This is a genomic window from Pseudoduganella rhizocola (genome assembly GCF_045984285.3).
Taxonomy (GTDB): domain Bacteria; phylum Pseudomonadota; class Gammaproteobacteria; order Burkholderiales; family Burkholderiaceae_D; genus Rugamonas.
Window position 1 is genome coordinate 400,004 of the sequence record NZ_JBJQIK030000002.1, and the last position, 16,637, is coordinate 416,640.

Sequence of the window (16,637 nt, forward strand, 5' to 3'; positions counted from 1 at the left end):
ACCCAAAGGCGCCTCGAAGGCGCCTTTTTCATAAGGGGTGCACAGTGTTCAAAGATGCCCAGTCCGATCCCGCCCAGCTGCGCCAGTGGCTGGCCGCGACCGCCCGCAAGGATAGGGAAGCCTTCCATTCACTCTATAAAGCCACGTCGCCGAAACTGTTTGGCTTCGCGCTGCGTATATTGAAGAAGAAGGAGCTGGCGGAAGAAACCTTGCAGGATGCGTATATCGCAATCTGGGAGGCAGCCGCCGCCTACCGTGAACAGTTGTCGGCGCCGATGACCTGGATGGCCACCATCGTGCGCAACCGCGCGCTGGATGTGCTGCGCCGCAGCCATGAACATGCGGAGCTCGACGGCGAAAAATTCGATGCCGCAGTGGCCAGCGCTCTGGAAGATCCGCAGTCCAATCCGATCGACAAATTGCTGCTGGGGGCAGAAGCGAAGGCGCTGGCTTACTGCATGTCGCTGCTGGAAGGCAGTCACCGTCAGGTCCTGGCCATGGCCTACTATCATGACTTGTCGCATACCGAGGTGGCGCAGCAGTTGGCAATGCCGGTGGGGACGGTGAAGACATGGATACGGCGCAGCCTGGACCGGCTGCGCAGCTGCCTTGGGAAAGGGGACGGCGTATGAACTACCGCGACAAGGCTGAACTGCGCGAAAAGCTCGCCGCCGAATACGTGCTGGGCACGCTGAAAGGCGGTGCGCGCCGCCGTTTCGAAGGCTGGCTGCACAACGATGCGGCACTGCGCCGCACGGTCGCCGAGTGGCAGGACAAACTGGCGCCGATGAACGAGTTCGCCGGCAGCGAGCCGCCGCCGCCGCGCGTCTGGCGCGGCATCGAGCGGCGCCTGGACCTGCGCGGCACGCGCCGTGGCGGCGCGTGGTTCGGCTCCCTGAACTTCTGGCGCGGGCTGGGACTGGTATCGTCCGGCCTCGCTGCGGTGCTGGTCTTTAATCTGGCCACCCGCGAACCCGCTGCCGTGATCGACCATGTGGCCACGCTGACCGATGCACAGGCGCAGGCGGCGCTTCTGCTGACGGCCGATACGCGCCGCGGCAGGCTGGAAGTGCGGGTTGTAAACAATGTGCCGGTGGCCGACGACAGGACCCTGCAGCTGTGGGCGATCACCAAGGCCGGCAAACCGCGCTCGCTGGGCATCCTGGCGGATAACCGCAGCGCGCACCTGGTGCTCGATGCGCGCGCCATCGGCAGCGATGTCGCGCTGCTGGCGATCAGCCTTGAACCGAAAGGCGGATCGCCAGACCCGAACGGTCCGACCGGACCGGTGCTTTACAAGGGCAATTGGGTGCGTGTGATGTAGTCAGAACCGCTGCGTGAGCGTGAGGCGCATCGAACGGGGTTCGACAGGGTGGAAGTGGATATCCTCCACTCCCCCTGCGGGCTCGCCCGCCAGGCGTGAAGCATAAAAGTAGTCGATATCGCTGGCGCGCCTGTTGAACAGGTTGAACATGTCCAGCACCAGCCGTGTGCCTTTGCGCAGCTGGTATCCCAGCCTGGCGCTGGCCATTGAGGAGGAAGCGGAACGTACGCTGTTGTCCTCCACCAGCGGCCGCGGGCCGAAGTAGCGCCAGTGCAGGCTGCCGCTCCAGCGTCCGCGCGGCAGCAAGGTAATGCCGGCCGAGGCGGCCTTGTCCAGCGCTCCGGGGATGTGGCGCCCCGCCACATCCCGGTCCCGGTAGCGTGCCTTCGATGCGGCCAGGTCCAGATCCAGCAGCAGCCACGGACGCACCAGGTAATGGTTGTTCCACTCAATCCCGTGCCGCTTGCTGGCGCGGGTGGCTTCGGTGTTGCCGGCATCGCCCACAAACAGCAGTTCGGAGGCGATATCGAGCCGCCATAGCGCGAGGGAGCTTTGCAGGCCGGGCAGCGGTTGCGCGCGCATGCCCGCTTCCATGCCGCGTGTTGCGGCCAGCGGCGCCTGCGTGGCGCTGCGCGCATCGTTGCTGTGGAAGCCCTTGCCGTAGTTGATGAAATACTCGGTATTGCGCCATGGACCCCAGATGAAAGACAGTTTGGGCGACGCGATCCGGTCATCTTTTTTGCTGCCTGAGACGTCGAAGGCGTATTTGTCGAAACGCAGGCCGGCCACGGTACGCAGGTGCGGCGACCATTGCGTCGCGTTCTCCGCGTACAGCCCCACGCTGCCTTCGCGCACATGGTCTTTGCGGATGACGGCTTGCCGCCCGCGGCGCAGCGATTCATAAAGCCCCACCGGCGCCAGCCAGTCGAAGCGGCTCTGCAAGCCGATGCGGTTGCGCGATCGCTCGCTGTGCTGCCAGCTCAGCGACGCATTCAGGCCTGCCATGTCGCGCCGTTCGCTTTGCTGGAACTGGTCGCCCTGGTCCGGCCGGTCCAGCAGGTAGGTGAAGTTGCTGAACAGGTCCAGGCGTGAACGCAAGGCATAGGCGTCCACTTCGAACCGCGCCGCGCCCAGGCGTTTGTGAAGCGCGGAGGACACGCTGTAGCGTGCGCTGCTGCCGCCATCGCTGTCGTCCAGTGAGGCGAAGCGGCCGAGTGCGCCGGATGCCACGGCGCGCAGCGGGATCTGGTCGGTCGCCGTCCAGCGGTTGCGGTAGGCCATGGCCATGATGCTGAACCCGTCGCCGGCGTCGCCACTGCTGTAGCGCAGCGTGGCGCTGGCCTTGCGCACGCGTTCGGGCACCTGCCATGGGCCGTCGTTCCGGTGCAGTTCCACACCGTACAGCAGGCTGCCCTGGGCCACGGCGGCAGAACCGGCCAACACGGCGCGGCGGTAGCCGTCCTCGCCTGCCGTAAGGTTCGCGGTATTTTGCTCCAGCCGGTCCGCAATGCGGAAATGCGCCGCACCTGCCGAGGCGAAGTCTCCTTCGCTGGCGAAATAGGGACCCTTGCTGTAGCTGATGCGCTGCACCAGTTCCGGAATCAGGAAATTGAGGTCGCTATACCCCTGGCCGTGGGCATGGCTGCGCATATTGACGGGCATGCCGTCCACATAGGTGGCGAAGTCAGTGCCGTGGTCGAGGTTGAAGCCGCGCAGGAAATACTGGTTGGCCTTGCCATCGCCGCTATGCTGGGTGACGATCATGCCGGGCACGAATTCCAGCAGCTCACCGGTACGCAGGGCGGGACGGTCCGCAATCAGGCTGGCGCGGATCACGCCCTCACTGGCGGCGTCCGAGGTGCCGACTGCGGTGTCGTAGTGTGCAACGACGTTTACCACCGGGATGGCGGCGGGCAGCACGCCCTCGGTGCCGGTGGCGCGCGCCTCGCTTTGCGGCAGCAGCTGCAGGTCCAGTGCGCGCTCCCCCAGCCAGGCCGTGGCCACCAGTACCGTGGCCAGCGAGCCGCCGGTGAACAGCATGCGGCGGTAGATCCAGCTCGCGCGCGCGGCGTAGGCCAGCGGCAGGAACACTGCCACAATGGCCAGCTGGCCCAGCTCCACGCCCGCGTTGAAGCCCAGCAGTGCCACCGCCATCGCTCCTTTCGGCAAGCCGAGGTCCGCCAGCACGCTGGCAAAGCCGAAGCCGTGAATCAGGCCGAACACGAAGGCCGCCACCCAGCGGCGCCTGTCAACCACGGGGAACAGGTTGTTCAGCGCAGCGGCGATCACCGAGGCGGCAATGGCCGATTCCACCCAGCGCGAGGGCAGCGACAGCACGCCGAGGGCGGCCAGGGTGAGCGTGATCGAATGCGCGAGCGTGAATGCGCTGACGATCCTGACTACATCCAGGGCCGCGCTGCGGAAGGCCGGAGCGCTGTGCCAGCGCCCGTCCTTGCGTACCAGTACAGCCGGCAGCAGCAGGGATAGCAGAAACAGGATGTGGTCGAAGCCGATCCAGATATGCCACACGCCGTGTTGCAGGTAGTCGGCGAAGCTGGCCAGCCATGAAGCTTCAGCCAGTTGCAAGGTCTGCTCCGGCTTGTCCACTCCCAGGATGGCGGTGCTGGTGCTGAAACCGTGCTCGATGCGCAGCAGGCCTTTATGCTGCGGGTCGGTGTCGGCGAAGAGCCGGTAGGCGACGTCCAGCGCATTCACAGGGCCGGCGCAGGCTGCCGTAAAACTCAATACGGTGTAGGCGCCGTCGGTGTGCTGGTCGATCTGCTGCGTGCCGGCCATGAGCGGGCAGCTGGTGCCGCCCGACGCGAGCTGCAGGCGCGCCAGCGCGTAGCGCGCGATGTCGGGATGATGGGAACGGATTTCATCCCAGGTAAGCTTGCCGTCGCCATCGGTGTCCAGGCCGATGGCGTAGTCCAGATCGCGCAGCGCGATATCCCAGCGGCCATCGACCTGCGCGCCGGCGGTGCGCAGGGTGAGGTAGCTGTCGCTTGGCTTGTGGGCCCAGGCAGCGCCGCAGCATAGCAGGGACACCAGCAGGATAAGGAGGCGGGTCATGCGCCCGCACCCAGTTTCCGGCTCAGGCTTGCCAGTGCAATGTCCTCCACGACGTGGCGGGCAATCCATTGCAGGACCGGCGCTGCCGCATCGGGCTTGCCGGCGTGGACTGCCGCTTCCAGCAGGATGCGCATGTCGGCGGGTTCCTTCTGCACCTGCCAGTTGCTTTGTGCGAGCGCGAGCGCCTTGCCGCCGCGCGGCATCAGTTCCAGTTCGAAGCGCGCCTGTTCGCGCTGGTGAACGCTGTCGCCGCGCTGGGCGGCGGCATTGAAGCGCGCCTGCAGTTCCTTCACCTGCGCTGCCAGTTCGGCCGGCGCGTTGCCGAGCCGCTTCAATGCGATGGCATGGCGCAGCAGCAGGGCATCGATGCGGCGATGGCCGTCGAGCAGGGCCAGTACTTCGCGCGGCCGTTGCAGGTCCAGCAGCAGGTCGGCGTAGGCGCCGAGCAGGTAGCTGTCGCGCGGACTGGCTTGCAGCGCCTCGCGGAAGCGCGCTTCGGCCACGCCTGCATCGCCGCGCCGGGCTGCCATTTCGGCCAGCAGCGTCAGCGACCATGTGCGCAGTTCGGGAGCGCTGTCCGGGTTGCGGCGCAGCGTGGCCACCAGCAGGCGCTCGCTCTGGTCGAGCCGCCCGCTCACGCTGGTGGTGTTGGTAATGCAGGTGATGGCAGCCAGCTGCTCGGCCATCGAGGACAGGCGCGCGCAGCTGGCAGTGGCCCCCGCGTAGTCGCCAGTCACGGTTTGCACCGTGGCGCGGGTGAGCCAGGCCTGGGCATTGTCCGGCGCCGCCGCAACGACGGCGTTCAGGTCTTCCATCGCGCTGCCGAAGCGGTGCGTGTTCTGCAGCAGGATCGCCCGCAGCAGGCGCACCTCGGCTGGCGGGCTGGCAGCATGCCACCACGGCGCCAGTGCCGCCTGTGCATAGCCGAAATAGCGTGGATCGGTTTCACTGCGCCCCAGTGCGATATAGCGCTGGGCGAGCTTTGCCGCCAGCGCGAGATCCTTGGGTTTTGCGGCGAGCTGCCTGCGCATGGCTTGCAGCGCCAGTTGCTGCGCATTGCTGCGCGAAGGCAGGGTCTCGATTACCTGCGCGCCCGATTGCGGCGTGTAGGGGACGGCCATGGCAGCACCGGCCCCTAGCACCAGCAGTGCGGCGATGCCGACTTGTAGGGTTTTCATGAGATCGTCGCTCCTTGGTCCGGAAGACAAAATGGCGGGCCGCTGGTATAGCAGGCCCGCCGCAGGACTGTTACGGAAGGGCCGATGGCTCGGTCGCTTCGGGCGAGGTCGCGGCGACGGAGTCGACCGGCGCCGGTTCCTGGTCGTCGGGCGACATGCCGATCATCGCCAGCACCGCGCTGAAGAAGGTGTCGCTGGTAGTGACGGGCGGCTTGTCGGGCGGCGGGACCGGCGGGCCGCCATCGTCATGATGGCTGCTGCCGCCGCATGCGCTCAGCACCAGCAGCGCGGGGATCAGGAAGAGCTTTTTCATGGCTGCCTCCTTATTTCTGCGGTGAACCGGCGAGCGGCGTTTTCAGATACGGGAAGCTCGCCGTGAAGAAGCTGTCATCGAGGTAAGCGCCGTCCGTGAAGCGCAGGCCGCCTGCCGGCGCGTCGGAGGGGGCGCAGCCCAGGTTCAGCGTGCACAGCTTGCCCATGACGACACGCAGCGCAATATCGACCACATCATCGCCGGGACGGCGGCCGTTCGGGAAGCCGGCGTTGTCGCCATCGATTACGCCGAGCCGCTTCTGCGCACCCATCGCCACCGGTGCGATCGAGGTGTTCAGGCGCAGCATTTCGGATGCCGTCACCGATGCCGGCTGGTTCAGGCCCTTGACGCCGGTGAGGAAGGCAGCGACCAGGTCATTGCGCGGGAAATTGGTGGGCGCCTTGGCGCCGGCGCTGCCGTAGAGGATTCCCACCAGCGCCGGCAGGGTGGGGTTGGTCACGTAGTCGGCGAACTGGGCGTCGGCGCTCGGTTTGCTGTGGTTGAACCTGTCCTTGTCCTTGAGGCCGATCACGACTTCGTTCACCAGAGGCATGCCCAGGCGCGATACCTGCGTCCACGCGCCACCTTCCTTCGACGCGCCGGTGCTGGCACCGGGCACTGGATTCAGCAGGCGTCCCTGGCGCATGCTGGCCGTGGTCCAGCCGCCGATGACGGGATCGGCGGCCGAGACCAGGCAGGCGCTGGCGACTTCCAGTTCGATCGAGGTCACATTCTTCGCGGCCAGGTCGTCTTTCGCATTGCGTTCTGCGGTAGCGAGGAATTCGACTGCGGGCGCCTTGATATTGATGAGGTCAAAGGTTTCGCCAAGGTTGACGACGAAGGGATCCTTGCGCTGGCCGACGAACATGCGGGCCGGTGTCGAGCAGCCGGGAATGTTTACCGTGTAGACATGCTTGGCGGCGTAGGCCGCATAGTCCGGAATCGACTTGTTGCCTATATTGTCGAGCGGCTTGTCGAAGGTGGTGGCGCCGCCGCTGGCATTTGCCACCGGGCTGCGGGTGCCGCCACGGCGGTCGCCGCGCACCACATTCACGGTATAGGTTTCGCGTACATTGGCGCCGGCGGCATTGAGATCGGCGACCGGCCCGCCGTTGATGACCAGCGGAATGGAAACTTTCTTGCCGCCGACGGTCAGCTGGGTATCCTTGTTCGCGGTATTGAAGCGGAACTGGAAGGTGATGTCTTCCTTGGCGTCGCCATTGTTGTCGATGTGGATTTCGTACAGCGCGTCGGGGTCCATCTGGAAATAATTCGGCCCGGCGCCCGGATCCTGCAGCGGGACGTAATTGGCAATCAGCGTGACGAAACCGGCGCGGCCGGTTTCATAGCTGCGGAACATATAGAAGTCAGTGGCGTCGACTTTCGGGCTTTTGGTGAGGAAGGGCGCCTCACGGTGGCTCGAAGCCTGGGCCTGGGTGGCCAGGCCCAGCGACAGGGCGTTGCAGACCAGCGCGGCAAGCACTGATTGCCTGAGAATTGTGTTCATGTGTCCCCCGATAGGTTGATGGTTGGTGCTGCATCGGCTTATACGGGGGAAGATTCAGTTCGGATTCAAAAAAAATAAAATTGCCGGAATTACCTCAATATGGACGTACGTTGACCGGGGTGACAAAGCAGTAGCCGCGTCCCGCCACGTTGTCGATATAGCGGCGGCCGTCCTGGCCGTCGCCCAGCGCGCGGCGCAGGGCGTGGATGTGGACGCGCAGGTTCGCTTCCTCCACCACGCTGCGCGGCCATACGGTATGCAGCAGTTCATCCTTGCTCACCACCACCCCGGCGCGCTGCACCAGGGCGCCCAGCACGTCGAAGGCGCGCGCGCCCAGCTTTACGGTCATCTCATCGCGCAGCAGGGTACGGCGCAGCGGCAGGTAGCGGAATTCGTCGAAAGCGATACAGTAATCGGCCAGGCCGTTGGTGGGCAGTTCCATTTTTTCTTCTCCAGGTCATGGGTTCGACACTGGCAGATTAAGGGAGCTCTGCGGGGCTGGATATTATCTCTTGGTATAGGTTCAGGTCTTGAAGGGATTGCGTTCGTTCAGCTCATCCATGTAGCTGTCGATGCCGCCGCCTTCGCGCTGCAGGAAGCGTTCGATGGCGTCCGAGAAGGCGGGGTGGGCGAGCCAGTGGGCCGAATGGGTTTTGACGGGCAGGAAGCCGCGCGCCATCTTGTGTTCGCCCTGCGCGCCGCCCTCGAAGGTTTCGATGCCATTCGCGATGCAGAATTCGAGCGGCTGGTAATAGGCGGCCTCGAAGTGCAGGCAAGGCACATGTTCGATGGCGCCCCAATAGCGGCCGTACAGCGTGTGGTTGTTGTGAATGACGAGCGATGCGGCGATGCGTTCGCCGTTGCGCTCGGCGATCACCAGCAGGATATTCTGCGGCATGGCGGCGCCGATGCGGCGGAAGAAATCCAGGTTCAGATAGGGCGAGGAACGGTGCTCGGCATAGGTATTGCTGTAGCAGCGGTGGAAGAAGCGCCAGTCCGCGTCCGTGGCATCGGCGCCGCGCACCTGGCGCAGCATGACGCCGGCCTCCTGCACCTTGCGCCGCTCGGCGCGGATGTTCTTGCGCTTCTTGTGTTCGAGCGTGGCGAGGAAGGTATCGAAGTCCTGGTAGCCCTGGTTCAGCCAGTGGAACTGGATGCCGCTGCGGAGCAGGAAGCCCGCGTCTTCCAGCTGCTGCACCTGGTCCTCCGGCGGGAACAGGATATGGGTGGAGGACATGCCCGAAGCCTGCTGCTGTTCGATCAGGAAGGCAATCAGCTGCTGGCGGGCTTCATCGTCCGTGGCCATCAGGCGCGGGCCGGTGACGGGGGTGAAGGGGATGGCGGACAGCAGCTTGGGGTAGTACTCGACGCCGTTGCGGTGATAGGCATCGGCCCAGGCCCAGTCGAACACGTACTCGCCGTAGGAGTGCGCTTTCACATAAAGCGGCATGGCGGCGGCCAGCTTATCGTCCCGCCACAGCACGAGATACTGCGGCTGCCAGCCGGTATCGGCGCACGCGCTGCCCGATTCGTGCAGCGCATGCAAAAAGGCGTAAGACAGGAAGGGATTCGGTTCCCGCTCCGGCTCCTGCTTTGCCAGCAGCTGATCCCAAGCCTGCTGCCCCACCTCATCCAGCGAAGAAATAACACCCATACGATAATCCATCGCCTTATTGTATCGAACAACGGCCCAGCCCGTGTCCACCATGGGGTCAGACCCGAAAGTGGACACGGGCTCATGCAGTACATGGTTGAGGTCGTGTCCACTTTCGGGTCTGACCCTAGGTGGACACGAACTCAGCCATACGGTGATCGGCGGTGATGGGGGCTCAATGTTAGAATCTTGACTATTCCGTCTGGATTCCGATTGCCATGCCTCGTCCTTTCCATAATTTGTATTCGCATGATTTCGTTCGGCTGAGTGTCGCGGTGCCGCGCTGCCGGGTGGCGGATCCGGCTTATAACGCTGAGCAGACCATCAGGCTGGCGGAACAGGCGGCGCAGGAGGGGGCGGTGCTGGTGGCGTTCCCCGAGCTGGGATTGTCGGCCTATTCGAACGATGACCTGTTCCACCAGCGTAGCCTGCTGGATGCCACGCTGGATGCGCTGCAGCAGGTGGTGAAGGCCTCGCGCCGCATTCCTGTAACCATGATCGTGGGCGCCCCGCTGCGCGTCGATCACCGCCTGTTCAATTGCGCGGTTGTGGTGGCCGACGGCGCGATCCTCGGTGTGGTGCCGAAGATCTACCTGCCGAACTATAACGAGTTCTATGAGGTGCGCCAGTTCAGCTCCGCCGATGATGCGATTTCTTCCGAGATCGACCTGCTGGGCCAGCGCGTGCCCTTCGGCGCGGACCTGCTGTTCCAGGCATCGAACCAGCCGCTGCTCAAATTCCATGCCGAGATCTGCGAGGATGTGTGGGTGCCGATTCCGCCGTCGTCCTTCGCCTCGCTGGCCGGGGCGACGGTGCTGGTGAATCTGTCGGCTTCCAATATCGTGGTCGGCAAATCCGATTATCGCCACCAGCTGGTGGGGCAGCAGTCGGCGCGCTGCATGGCGGCCTACCTGTATTCCTCGGCCGGCCGGGGCGAGTCGAGCACCGACCTGGCGTGGGACGGGCAAGCCATCATCTACGAAAACGGCGAGCTGCTGGCCGAGACCGAGCGCTTCCACGACGACTCGCACATGATCTTTGCGGACGTTGACCTGGAGCGCCTGTCGCGCGACCGCATGCGCACTAATACCTTCGGCCAGTCGATGCGCCGTCACCGCGACGAGATCGCGAAATTCCGCACCGTGAGCTACGAAGTGCAGCTGCCGTCGCAGGATGTGCTGCCATTGCGCCGTACGGTGGCGCGCTATCCTTACGTGCCCGCGAATCCTGCACTGCGCGACAAGCGCTGCAACGAGGTCTATAACATCCAGGTGCAGGCCCTGATCCAGCGGCTGTCTTCCTCGGGCGTGAAGAAGGTGGTGATCGGCATCAGCGGCGGCCTCGATTCCACGCATGCGCTGCTGGTGTGCGCGAAGGCGATGGACCGCCTCGGCCTGCCGCGCACCAATATCCTCGCCTACACGATGCCGGGCTTTGCCACCAGCGAGCGCACCCTGAAACAGGCGAGGGCGCTGATGGAATTCGTGGGCTGCACGGCGAGGGAAATCGATATCCGTCCAAGCTGCAGGCAGATGCTGGAAGATATCGGCCATCCCTATGCGGAAGGCAAGGAGGAATACGACGTCACCTTCGAGAACGTACAGGCGGGCGAACGCACCAGCCACCTGTTCCGCCTGGCGAACCATAACCACGGCATCGTGATCGGCACCGGCGACCTGAGCGAGCTGGCGCTGGGCTGGTGCACCTTCGGCGTAGGCGACCATATGGCGCACTACAATGTGAACGCCAGCGTGCCGAAGACGCTGATCACGCACCTGGTGCGCTGGGTCGCCGAGAGCAAGCAGTTCGGCGAGGCCGACTCGCAGGTACTGCTGGATGTGGTGAACACGGAGATCAGTCCCGAACTGGTGCCGGGCAAGAAGGACGACAAAGCTCCCGCGCAGAGCACGCAGAGCATCATCGGCCCTTATGAGCTGCAGGATTTCAATATCTACTACACGCTGCGTTTCGGCTTCGCGCCGACCAAGATCGCCTTCCTCGAACATCACGCATGGAAGGACCGCAGCGCCGGCGCCTGGCCGGAAGACGCGCACGTGGTGCGCAATGAATACACGCTGAAGGACATCAAGCACAACCTGGGCATCTTCCTCCACCGATTCTTCAAGACCAGCCAGTTCAAGCGCTCCACGGTGCCAAATGCGCCGAAGGTAGGCTCTGGCGGTTCGCTGTCCCCACGAGGTGACTGGCGCGCGCCGAGCGACTCGGAATCGGTGGTGTGGATGGAAGACCTCAAGTCCGTGCCGGATGCCTGATCATAGAAACCGCAATAAGGAGAATGCCATGAAACAGATTACCGCCATCATCAAGCCCTTCAAACTGGACGAAGTGCGCGAAGCGCTGGCCGACGTGAACGTCACCGGCCTGACTGTGACCGAAGTGAAGGGCTTCGGCCGCCAGAAGGGCCATACGGAGCTGTACCGCGGCGCGGAATACGTGGTCGATTTTCTGCCGAAAGTGAAAGTGGAAGTGGTGGTGGATGACGGCGTGGCCGAAACCGTGGTCGATGCCATCATCAAGGCTGCCCGTACCGGCAAGATCGGTGACGGCAAGATCTTCGTGCAGAACGTGGAGCAGGTGGTGCGTATCCGCACCGGCGAAACGGGCGCGGACGCAGTTTAAAATCCCCGGCCTATCCGCAGGTCGAACTTCCATGTGAGCAGGCGCAGCACGGTGATCGTCGCTGCGCTGGACCACAGCGCCACGTCATCCGATACATCGGTGTATTGCAGGCCGATATATAGCCAGGCGCCGAAGAAGGCGCAGATGGCATAAGGTTTCCCGTCGCGGAACACCATCGGCACTTCGTTGCAGACGATATCGCGCAGCACGCCGCCGAAAATCCCCGTAATCACACCCATCATCGATGCGATAAAGATCGGCATGTTCGCGGCCTGCGCCTGCGACACGCCGGCCACGGCGAACAGGCCAAGGCCGACGGCGTCCGCCACCACGATCAGGCGTTCGGAAACGATGTGGCGCAGGGTGCGGATCAGCGGGGCGGCGATCAGGGCCAGCACGAAGATCAGGATCGCGTATTCCTGGTGATGGACCCAGAACAGGGGGCGGCGGTCCAGCAGGATATCGCGCAGCGTGCCGCCGCCGAAGGCGGTGATGAAGGCGACGGTGAAGACGCCCACGATATCCATCCGCTTGCGCCGCGCCTCAATAAACCCCGACAGCGCCCCGACCAGGATAGCGATCACCTCGATGATCGTAATCAGGGAAACCTGGGGAATATGCTTCATCGGCGCGGCTGGAAAAGTTGTCAATTCCAGCAGCTTAACAAATATTTCCTGAAAATTGGGGACAGACCCGGATTTTAGAAATCAGGGTCTGTCCCCAATTTTCAGGCAACTTTTTTTAGCGCTCGATGCGGAGGGCGGCGCGGAGGAGGATGAGGAGGGCGCCTTCGCCGCCCTCGGCTGCATTGGCCTGGCTGAAAGCGATCACGCCGTCTGTCTGCACCAGCCAGCTGTGCACCATCGATTTCAGCACGGGTTCCTGGCCTTTCGAGCCGAAGCCGCGGCCGTGGATCACGACCACGCAGCGCTGGCCGCGCTGGTTGGCGCGGCGCAGGAAGGCGTCCAGCGCATTGCGCGCATCGTCGCGGCGCATGCCGTGCAGGTCGAGCTCGTCCTGCACCTGCCAGTAGCCCTTGCGCAGGCGCTTCATCACGTCATTGCCCACGCCCGGCGCCAGATAGTTCAGCGCGGGATCGTATTCCATGTAATGGTCGACGTCGAACTGGTCCGACAGCAGCGATTCGCGCAGCACGGCCGCGTCGTCCTCGGCTTGTTCGGCCGCCGTCAACGGTCCCTTGCGCTTGGCCGCCGGGAGCGGGCCAACCGTTTTCGGCGCCTGGTAGACGTAGCGGTCCGACTCGGGCAGCTTGGTGATGCCGCCCAGGCTGCTGCGGAACACGTTCGCCTCCGCCACAGCCTGTTTTTCTTTCCTGATGCGCTCCGCCTCGGCGGCGGCGCGCGCTTCGCCCTGTTCCTTGAGCTGCTTGCTCAGGATTTTCAGGTCGGCGAAGTCCTTCAGTCCAGCCATGGCTTATTCCTGCGCTTCCAGGTAGCGCTGCGCGTCCAGTGCGGCCATGCAGCCCGAACCGGCGCTGGTGATGGCCTGGCGGTAGATCTGGTCCTGCACGTCGCCCGCAGCGAACACACCGGGGATCGAGGTGGCCGTGGCATTGCCTTCGATGCCGGATTTGGTCTTCAGGTAGCCGTAGTGCATGTCCAGCTGGCCTTCGAAGATGCCGGTGTTCGGTTTGTGGCCGATGGCCACGAACAGGCCGTGCACGCTCAGCTCACTCTTCTGGCCGTCGTTCGACATCAGGGTCAGGCCGGTCACGCCGCTGTCGTCGCCCTTCACTTCGTGCAGGTTGTTGTTCAGTTTGAGCTCGATCTTGCCTTCGGCAACCTTGGCCATCAGGCGGTCCACCAGGATCGGTTCGGCGCGGAATTTGTCGCGGCGGTGGATCAGCGTCACTTTGTTGGCGATATTCGACAGGTAGAGCGCTTCCTCGACAGCGGTGTTGCCGCCGCCGATCACGGCCACTTCCTGGCCACGGTAGAAGAAGCCGTCGCAGGTGGCGCAGGCGGACACGCCGCGGCCCATGAAGGCCTGCTCGGACTCCAGGCCCAGGTACTGGGCCGAGGCGCCGGTGGCGATGATCAGCGCGTCGCAGGTGTATTCATTGGCGTCGCCGATCAGGCGGAAGGGCTTCTCGTTCAGCTTGGCAGTATGGATATGGTCGAATACGATCTCGGTATTGAAACGTTCCGCGTGCTGCAGCAGGCGCTGCATCAGTTCCGGACCTTGCACGCCCAGCGGGTCGCCCGGCCAGTTTTCCACGTCGGTGGTGGTCATCAGCTGGCCGCCTTGCTCGACACCCGTTACCAGCATAGGCTTGAGGTTGGCGCGGGCGGCGTACACAGCGGCGCTGTAGCCGGCCGGGCCGGAGCCAAGAATCAGGACGCGGGCGTGTTTGGTAGTGGTCATGGCACGTTTCTTCAGTAAAAGTGGGTTTACACCGAAAATTGGGTCGTTGCGGCAAAGCACAAGGCATTCGCCCAAGCAAAGCGAGATTATAAGCGAAGCCCCGATTTCCCATGAATTGGGAGGCCGTTTTGCCCCTCTATGGCTTAGAATAGGCGCACACTATAAAATTCCCTATATGCAACATCCCGCCAGGGATCCGTAGCACATGAGCAAATCGAGCCAGCCGGCCACGTCGGCCTATACCCGTTCCACCACCGAGCGCGCACCGCTGCCGAACCGGCTGGTGCGCCTGCTGTCCGAAGCGCGCTGGTTCGCGCTGGCGGCCCTGTGCCTGTATTTCGTGCTGATCCTGCTGAGCTACGACAAGGCCGACCCCGGCTGGTCGCACGCGAATGTGGTGCCCAAGGTGGCTAACCTCGGTGGACGCATGGGCGCGTGGACGTCGGACCTGTTCCTGTATATCTTCGGCTTTTCGGCCTGGTGGTTCTGTATTTACCTGATCCGCTTCGTCTGGCGCGGCTACCGCCGCCTGACCAACCGCTTCGTGCTGGAGAAGGAAGAGGATCCCGAACACAGCCATGAAGGCATCATCCGCCTGATCGGCTTCGCCTGCCTGCTGGTCGGCAGCATGGGCCTGGAATACCTGCGCATGTACACGCTGCATGTGGAACTGCCGCGCGCGCCGGGCGGGGTGCTGGGGCAGCTCATCGGCCACGGCATGCACGTTGGCCTGGGCTTCACCGGCGCAACCCTGATGCTGCTGCTGCTGTTCGGCCTGGGCTTCAGCCTGTTCTTCCATGTGTCCTGGATGGCGGTGGCGGAGCGGATCGGCGAGCTCATCGAAACGGCCATCGACTGGGTGGTGCTGCGCTATGAGGACCGCGAGGACCGCCGCCAGGGCGAAGTGGCCATGGTGAAGCGCGAGGAGGTGGTGGTGAAGGAGCGCGAGAAGCATGTGGAGAAGCATCCCGTGGCCGCGCCGCCCGTCAAGATCGAGCCGCAGGTGGTCACTGTCGTCAAATCCGAGCGCGTGGAGAAGGAGAAGCAGGCCAGCCTGTTCCGCGACCTGGAAAACACCGACCTGCCGCCGCTGGCGCTGCTGGACGAGCCCCCGCCCGCGCAGGAAACCGTGGCTGTGGAAACGCTGGAGTTCACCAGCCGCCTGATCGAGAAGAAGCTGTCGGACTTTGGCGTGGAAGCCAAGGTGGTGGCGGCCTATCCCGGCCCGGTCGTTACGCGCTACGAGATCGAACCCGCCACCGGCGTGAAGGGCTCGCAGATCGTGAACCTGGCGCGCGACCTGGCGCGTTCGCTGTCGCTGACCTCGATCCGCGTGGTCGAAACCATTCCGGGCAAGAACTATATGGCGCTGGAGCTGCCGAATCCGAAGCGCCAGATCGTGCGCCTGTCGGAGATTGTCGGCTCCAAGGTCTATAACGACAATGCCTCGCCGCTGACCGTGGCGCTGGGCAAGGATATCGCGGGCAAGCCGGTGGTGGCCGACCTGGCCAAGATGCCGCACTTGCTGGTGGCGGGTACTACCGGTTCCGGCAAATCGGTGGGTATCAACGCCACCATCCTGTCCCTGCTGTACAAGTCCGATCCGCAGGACGTGCGCATGATCCTCATCGATCCGAAGATGCTGGAGATGTCGGTCTATGAAGGCATTCCGCACCTGCTGGCGCCGGTCGTCACCGATATGCGCCAGGCGGGCCACGCGCTGAACTGGGCGGTGAACGAGATGGAGCGCCGCTACAAGCTGATGTCCAAGCTGGGCGTGCGTAACCTGGCGGGCTATAACGCGAAGATCGCGGAAGCTGCCAAGAAGGAAGAGCACATCCCGAATCCGTTCAGCATTACGCCGGATGCGCCGGAACCGCTGGAAAAGCTGCCAACTGTCGTCATCATCATCGATGAATTGGCCGACCTGATGATGGTCGTCGGCAAGAAAGTGGAAGAGTTGATTGCGCGTATTGCCCAGAAGGCACGTGCAGCAGGCCTGCACTTGATTCTGGCGACGCAGCGCCCATCTGTAGACGTGATTACCGGCCTGATCAAGGCCAATATTCCGACCCGTATTGCGTTCCAGGTTTCCTCGAAGATCGACTCGCGGACCATCCTGGACCAGATGGGCGCGGAAACGCTGCTGGGCATGGGCGACATGCTGTACATGCCGCCCGGCACCGGCCTGCCGGTGCGTGTGCACGGCGCCTTTGTGTCGGACGATGAGGTGCACCGCGTGGTGGCCCACCTGAAGGCGCAGGGCGAACCGAATTATATTGAAGGCATCCTCGAAGGCGGCACGCTGGAGGACGGCGGTGGCGGCGACGCCATGGCGGGCGAGGGCGGTGCGAGCGGCGAGGCGGATCCGATGTACGACCAGGCGGTGCAGGTGGTGCTCAAGAACCGCCGCGCATCGATCTCGCTGGTGCAGCGCCACTTGCGCATCGGCTACAACCGCGCGGCGCGCCTGCTGGAACAAATGGAACAGAGCGGCGTGGTATCGGCCATGCAGTCCAACGGCAACCGGGACATCCTGGTGCCCGCCGCCTCCGCAGAATAAG

Annotated in this window: 14 protein-coding genes; 5 read left to right on the plus strand and 9 right to left on the minus strand. The window is 64.0% G+C overall.

Going from position 1 to position 16,637, the window contains the following annotated elements; genetic code table 11:
- Positions 1-44 precede the first annotated feature (44 nt).
- Positions 45-632 carry a sigma-70 family RNA polymerase sigma factor gene (locus ACJRPG_RS05565; RefSeq protein WP_407999046.1) on the plus strand — a complete coding sequence of 196 codons (588 nt, stop codon included), beginning with the start codon at positions 45-47 and terminating at the stop codon, positions 630-632.
- On the plus strand, positions 629-1,324 hold the full coding sequence (locus ACJRPG_RS05570) for an anti-sigma factor (RefSeq protein ID WP_407999047.1): 696 nt from the start codon (positions 629-631) through the stop codon (positions 1,322-1,324). Before ACJRPG_RS05565 ends, ACJRPG_RS05570 begins: the two co-directional genes overlap by 4 nt.
- Here ACJRPG_RS05570 and ACJRPG_RS05575 read toward each other — a convergent pair whose 3' ends face one another.
- The 6 genes from ACJRPG_RS05575 to ACJRPG_RS05600 form a co-directional block, all read right to left on the minus strand.
- Positions 1,325-4,396, minus strand: a complete 3,072-nt coding sequence (locus ACJRPG_RS05575; RefSeq protein WP_407999048.1) for a TonB-dependent receptor domain-containing protein — start codon at positions 4,394-4,396, stop codon at positions 1,325-1,327.
- Positions 4,393-5,574 (minus strand): tetratricopeptide repeat protein, encoded by a 1,182-nt coding sequence (locus ACJRPG_RS05580; RefSeq protein WP_407999049.1) that lies wholly within the window; start codon positions 5,572-5,574, stop codon positions 4,393-4,395. The genes ACJRPG_RS05575 and ACJRPG_RS05580 overlap by 4 nt, the downstream gene beginning before the upstream one ends.
- A gap of 70 nt (positions 5,575-5,644) precedes the next feature.
- Complete coding sequence (locus tag ACJRPG_RS05585) at positions 5,645-5,887, minus strand: hypothetical protein (protein ID WP_407999050.1); 243 nt, start codon at positions 5,885-5,887, stop codon at positions 5,645-5,647.
- 10 nt (positions 5,888-5,897) lie between these two features.
- A complete protein-coding gene (locus tag ACJRPG_RS05590; RefSeq protein ID WP_407999051.1) occupies positions 5,898-7,394 on the minus strand; it encodes a DUF4331 domain-containing protein in 1,497 nt (498 codons plus the stop codon).
- 94 nt (positions 7,395-7,488) lie between these two features.
- Entirely contained in the window at positions 7,489-7,836 is a 348-nt protein-coding gene (locus ACJRPG_RS05595) for a winged helix-turn-helix domain-containing protein (protein WP_407999052.1), read from the minus strand.
- 81 nt (positions 7,837-7,917) lie between these two features.
- Entirely contained in the window at positions 7,918-9,060 is a 1,143-nt protein-coding gene (locus ACJRPG_RS05600) for a GNAT family N-acetyltransferase (protein WP_407999053.1), read from the minus strand.
- Between the two features lie 206 nt (positions 9,061-9,266).
- On the opposite strand from ACJRPG_RS05600, the gene ACJRPG_RS05605 reads away from it, so the two are divergent.
- Positions 9,267-11,321 (plus strand): NAD(+) synthase, encoded by a 2,055-nt coding sequence (locus tag ACJRPG_RS05605; protein ID WP_407999054.1) that lies wholly within the window; start codon positions 9,267-9,269, stop codon positions 11,319-11,321.
- A gap of 28 nt (positions 11,322-11,349) precedes the next feature.
- Positions 11,350-11,688, plus strand: coding sequence for a P-II family nitrogen regulator (locus ACJRPG_RS05610; protein WP_407999055.1), 339 nt, complete (start codon positions 11,350-11,352; stop codon positions 11,686-11,688).
- On the opposite strand, the gene ACJRPG_RS05615 is transcribed toward ACJRPG_RS05610, so the two are convergent.
- The 3 genes from ACJRPG_RS05615 to trxB all read right to left on the minus strand — a co-directional run bounded on the left by ACJRPG_RS05615 (position 11,685) and on the right by trxB (position 14,073).
- Positions 11,685-12,314 carry a trimeric intracellular cation channel family protein gene (locus ACJRPG_RS05615; protein ID WP_407999056.1) on the minus strand — a complete coding sequence of 210 codons (630 nt, stop codon included), beginning with the start codon at positions 12,312-12,314 and terminating at the stop codon, positions 11,685-11,687. The genes ACJRPG_RS05610 and ACJRPG_RS05615 overlap by 4 nt on opposite strands.
- Positions 12,315-12,429: 115 nt before the next feature.
- The gene (locus ACJRPG_RS05620; RefSeq protein WP_407999057.1) at positions 12,430-13,119 is read right to left on the minus strand and encodes a Smr/MutS family protein; all 690 of its coding nucleotides are present in this window, start codon (positions 13,117-13,119) and stop codon (positions 12,430-12,432) included.
- 3 nt (positions 13,120-13,122) lie between these two features.
- Entirely contained in the window at positions 13,123-14,073 is a 951-nt protein-coding gene (gene trxB, locus ACJRPG_RS05625) for a thioredoxin-disulfide reductase (RefSeq protein WP_407999058.1), read from the minus strand.
- Between the two features lie 205 nt (positions 14,074-14,278).
- Here trxB and ACJRPG_RS05630 point away from each other — a divergent pair, with 205 nt between their 5' ends.
- On the plus strand, positions 14,279-16,636 hold the full coding sequence (locus tag ACJRPG_RS05630) for a DNA translocase FtsK (protein WP_407999059.1): 2,358 nt from the start codon (positions 14,279-14,281) through the stop codon (positions 16,634-16,636).
- Position 16,637 lies beyond the last annotated feature (1 nt).

What these genes read in the sequence shown, in the direction of transcription:
- trxB (WP_407999058.1), bottom strand. Translation starts at nt 14,073, where the DNA reads ATGACCACTACCAAACACGCCCGCGTCCTGATTCTTGGCTCCGGCCCG.
- ACJRPG_RS05575 (WP_407999048.1), bottom strand. Translation starts at nt 4,396, where the DNA reads ATGACCCGCCTCCTTATCCTGCTGGTGTCCCTGCTATGCTGCGGCGCT.
- ACJRPG_RS05630 (WP_407999059.1), top strand. Translation starts at nt 14,279, where the DNA reads ATGAGCAAATCGAGCCAGCCGGCCACGTCGGCCTATACCCGTTCCACC.
- ACJRPG_RS05595 (WP_407999052.1), bottom strand. Translation starts at nt 7,836, where the DNA reads ATGGAACTGCCCACCAACGGCCTGGCCGATTACTGTATCGCTTTCGAC.
- ACJRPG_RS05590 (WP_407999051.1), bottom strand. Translation starts at nt 7,394, where the DNA reads ATGAACACAATTCTCAGGCAATCAGTGCTTGCCGCGCTGGTCTGCAAC.
- ACJRPG_RS05570 (WP_407999047.1), top strand. Translation starts at nt 629, where the DNA reads ATGAACTACCGCGACAAGGCTGAACTGCGCGAAAAGCTCGCCGCCGAA.
- ACJRPG_RS05585 (WP_407999050.1), bottom strand. Translation starts at nt 5,887, where the DNA reads ATGAAAAAGCTCTTCCTGATCCCCGCGCTGCTGGTGCTGAGCGCATGC.
- ACJRPG_RS05605 (WP_407999054.1), top strand. Translation starts at nt 9,267, where the DNA reads ATGCCTCGTCCTTTCCATAATTTGTATTCGCATGATTTCGTTCGGCTG.
- ACJRPG_RS05580 (WP_407999049.1), bottom strand. Translation starts at nt 5,574, where the DNA reads ATGAAAACCCTACAAGTCGGCATCGCCGCACTGCTGGTGCTAGGGGCC.
- ACJRPG_RS05620 (WP_407999057.1), bottom strand. Translation starts at nt 13,119, where the DNA reads ATGGCTGGACTGAAGGACTTCGCCGACCTGAAAATCCTGAGCAAGCAG.
- ACJRPG_RS05600 (WP_407999053.1), bottom strand. Translation starts at nt 9,060, where the DNA reads ATGGATTATCGTATGGGTGTTATTTCTTCGCTGGATGAGGTGGGGCAG.
- ACJRPG_RS05610 (WP_407999055.1), top strand. Translation starts at nt 11,350, where the DNA reads ATGAAACAGATTACCGCCATCATCAAGCCCTTCAAACTGGACGAAGTG.
- ACJRPG_RS05615 (WP_407999056.1), bottom strand. Translation starts at nt 12,314, where the DNA reads ATGAAGCATATTCCCCAGGTTTCCCTGATTACGATCATCGAGGTGATC.